Source organism: Sandarakinorhabdus rubra (assembly GCF_010994245.1).
In the GTDB taxonomy this organism is placed as follows: Bacteria; Pseudomonadota; Alphaproteobacteria; order Sphingomonadales; family Sphingomonadaceae; genus Sandarakinorhabdus; species Sandarakinorhabdus rubra.
The window spans coordinates 1-1,044 of sequence record NZ_WMHO01000391.1; the positions used below are offsets into that span (position 1 = coordinate 1).

The 1,044-nt window shown below is 73.1% G+C and carries 2 protein-coding genes; both read left to right on the forward strand.

Annotated features, from left to right (window positions below):
- A partial coding sequence (locus tag GJV64_RS14745) for a DUF2332 family protein (protein ID WP_164158240.1) occupies positions 1 to 393 on the forward strand: 393 nt, incomplete at its 5' end.
- Positions 393 to 962 carry a Maf family protein gene (locus tag GJV64_RS14750; protein WP_164158242.1) on the forward strand — a complete coding sequence of 190 codons (570 nt, stop codon included), beginning with the start codon at positions 393 to 395 and terminating at the stop codon, positions 960 to 962. The genes GJV64_RS14745 and GJV64_RS14750, both read left to right, overlap by 1 nt.
- The last annotated feature ends 82 nt before the right edge of the window (positions 963 to 1,044 follow it).

Sequence of the window (1,044 nt, forward strand, 5' to 3'; positions counted from 1 at the left end):
CCGGAGCGGCTGGCCCGCACCCAGGCCGCCATCGCCCTGGCCGGGCGCTTCCCACCGCCGCTCGATGCCGGCGATGCGGCGGACTGGCTGGACCGCACACTGGCGCTGGCCGACGGGGTGGCGACTGTCGTCTATCACAGCATCGCCTTCCAGTATTTCCCGCCGACCGTGCAGGAGCGCATCCACAGCCGGATGGCGACGGTGGGCGCAAGCGCCACGCCGGCACGCGCCCTGGCCTGGCTGCGGCTGGAGATGGACGATCCTGCCAACCCGGCGCTGCCGACCATCCGGCTGACGCTGTGGCGCGGGCAGGGTGCGGAGGAACAGCTGCTGGGCCGCGCCCATGCCCATGGCACCTTCGTGCAGTGGTCCGGCGCGTCGGACGCGGCTTGATGCGGCTGGTGCTGGCCTCTGCCAGCCCGCGCCGGCTTGATCTGCTGGCCCGGCTGGGCGTGGTGCCCGATGCGGTGGACCCGGCCGATCTCGATGAAGCGGTGCTGCCCGGTGAAATGCCGCGCGACCATGCCCGCCGACTGGCGCGCGCCAAGGCGCTGCACGTCGCCGCCCGCCATCCCGGTGCCATCGTGATGGCTGCCGACACCGTGGTGGCGGCGGGCCGGCGTATCCTGCCCAAGGCCGAGGACGAAGCCAGCGCGCGGGCCTGCCTGGCGCTGTTGTCTGGCCGCCGCCACCGGGTGTTGACGGCAATTGCCGTGGTGGATGCCGGCGGGCAGCTGCGCGAGCGGCTTTCGGAATCCATCGTCACCTTCCAGCGCCTTGGCGCTGCCGACATGGACTGGCTGATCGGGCGCAGCGACTGGCAGGGCAAGGCCGGCGGCTATGCCATCCAGGGCGCCGCAGAGGCCTTTGTGCGGGCGCTTGCCGGCAGCCACAGCGGTGTCGTTGGCCTGCCGCTCAACGAAACGCGGCTGCTGCTCAGCGCCAGCGGCTGGCCCCTGTGACGGCGCTGCTGGAAGCGGCGCCGGGCGCCACGCGCGCGCTGGTGCTCGCCGGCGACAGCGTGGTGGAAGCGCATCTCGACCG

What these genes read in the sequence shown, in the direction of transcription:
- GJV64_RS14750 (WP_164158242.1), top strand. Translation starts at nt 393, where the DNA reads ATGCGGCTGGTGCTGGCCTCTGCCAGCCCGCGCCGGCTTGATCTGCTG.